The organism is Streptomyces sp. JHA26 (assembly GCF_002005565.1).
Taxonomy (GTDB): domain Bacteria; phylum Actinomycetota; class Actinomycetes; order Streptomycetales; family Streptomycetaceae; genus Streptomyces.
The window spans coordinates 1-2403 of the sequence record NZ_BDJC01000131.1; the positions used below are offsets into that span (position 1 = coordinate 1).

The following is a 2403-nucleotide window of genomic DNA, read 5'->3' on the forward strand; positions in this document are numbered from 1 at the left end:
GACCCCGCAGGCCGTCGAGCCCGCCGCGCCCGCCGACGGAGGCCGCCCCGCGCCGTGCGCGTCGTCGGGCCGTCCGCAAGGCCGCCGGTGGGTTCGCCGAGCCCGCGCGGACCGCCGGCGGGTCCGACGAGGCCGACGCCCCGAAGCGCCCGGCGCGTCCCGCCGTCGCCGTGTTCCAGGCACCCGTGTTCGCGGAGCCCAAGTTCCAGACGCCCGAGCGGGCCGCTGCGGAGGCCGCCGCCGAGGCCGCCGGAGCCGAGCCGGAGCAGGCGGCCCCGGAGACCGGGACGACCGAGGAGTTCCCGGAGGAGACCGCCGGTTCGCGTCGCCGCCGCCGGCGCCGCACCGCGGGCCCGGAGGAGACCACCGAGGACCGCGCACCCGCCCGTGCCGCCGCCGACGAGGAGCCCGAGGCCGAGGCCGACGAGGCGGGCGACGACCACGGTGACGACGCCGAGGGCTCCGAGGAGAACGGCTCGCGGCGCCGCCGTCGCCGGGGCGGCCGTCGCCGTCGCCGGGGCGACCTGGCCGAGGGCGCCGAGGAGTCCGCGGACGACGACATCGAGCACACCGCCGCCGAGCAGGCCGCCCAGGACGCCGAGGACACCGCCGAGCAGGTGGAGGAGGACGCCGAGGAGGGCGAGGAGGCCACCGGCGAGAGCGGCGGCTCCAGCAGCAGCCGTCGTCGCCGTCGTCGTCGCCGCCGCGCCGGGGACGCCTCCGGCGAGGCCGAGACGTCCGCCGACGACCCCGAGCGCACCGTCGTCAAGGTCCGCGAGCCGCGTCCGAAGGTCGAGCCGTCCGACGAGGTGCAGTCCATCAAGGGCTCCACCCGCCTGGAGGCCAAGAAGCAGCGCCGCCGCGAGGGCCGCGAGCAGGGCCGCCGGCGCGTGCCGATCATCACCGAGGCCGAGTTCCTGGCCCGCCGCGAGGCCGTCGAGCGCGTCATGGTCGTCCGCCAGCACGGCGAGCGCACCCAGATCGGCGTCCTGGAGGACGGGGTGCTCGTCGAGCACTACGTCAACAAGGAGCAGGCCACCTCGTACGTCGGCAACGTCTACCTCGGCAAGGTGCAGAACGTGCTGCCGTCGATGGAGGCCGCCTTCATCGACATCGGCAAGGGCCGCAACGCCGTCCTGTACGCCGGCGAGGTCAACTTCGAGGCGCTGGGCATGGGCCACGGCCCGCGCCGCATCGAGTCCGCCCTCAAGTCCGGGCAGTCCGTCCTCGTGCAGGTCACCAAGGACCCGATCGGCCACAAGGGCGCCCGGCTGACCAGCCAGGTCTCCCTCCCCGGCCGCTACCTGGTCTACGTGCCCGAGGGCTCGATGACCGGCATCAGCCGCAAGCTGCCCGACACCGAGCGGTCCCGCCTCAAGACCATCCTCAAGCGGATCGTCCCCGAGGACGCGGGCGTCATCGTGCGCACCGCCGCCGAGGGCGCCAGCGAGGACGAGCTGCGCCGCGACGTCGAGCGGCTCCAGGCGCAGTGGGAGGAGATCCAGAAGAAGGCCAAGAACGGCAACGCCCCGACGCTGCTGTACGGCGAGCCGGACATGACCGTCCGGGTCGTGCGGGACATCTTCAACGAGGACTTCTCCAAGGTCGTCGTCAGCGGCGACGACGCCTGGCAGACCATCCACGGCTACGTGTCCCACGTGGCGCCGGACCTCGCGGACCGGCTGTCCCGGTGGACCTCCGAGGTCGACGTCTTCGCCACCTACCGGATCGACGAGCAGCTCGCCAAGGCGCTGGACCGCAAGGTCTGGCTGCCCAGCGGCGGTTCGCTGGTGATCGACCGGACCGAGGCGATGGTCGTCGTCGACGTCAACACCGGCAAGTTCACCGGTCAGGGCGGCAACCTCGAGGAGACGGTCACCAGGAACAACCTGGAGGCGGCCGAGGAGATCGTGCGCCAGCTGAGGCTGCGCGACCTCGGCGGCATCATCGTCATCGACTTCATCGACATGGTGCTGGAGTCCAACCGGGACCTGGTGCTGCGGCGCCTGCTGGAGTGCCTGGGCCGGGACCGCACCAAGCACCAGGTCGCCGAGGTGACCTCGCTGGGCCTGGTCCAGATGACCCGCAAGCGGGTCGGCCAGGGTCTGCTGGAGTCGTTCTCGGAGACCTGCGTCCACTGCAACGGGCGCGGCGTCATCGTCCACCTCGACCAGCCGGCCGCCGCCGGTGGCGGTGGCGGCAAGCGCCGCAAGCGGGCGCGTGCGGGTGCCGGCGAGCACGAGCACGAGGCCGTCGCCGGCGTCGAGACGGAGCCGACGGCGGAGCAGGAGGCGGACACCGAGTCCGAGACCGAGGTCGCCGCGGAGGTGGCCGAGCCGGTCGCCCTGCCGGCGCCCGAGTTCACCCCGGACGAGGAGCTGTACAGCAGCGCCGCCGAGGCCG

General features: G+C 73.9%; 1 protein-coding gene. It reads left to right on the forward strand.

The genetic code is table 11. The features are described from left to right. The coding region (locus JHAT_RS33335) for an Rne/Rng family ribonuclease (RefSeq protein WP_143660625.1) at nt 1-2403 on the forward strand (2403 nt) is incomplete at both ends.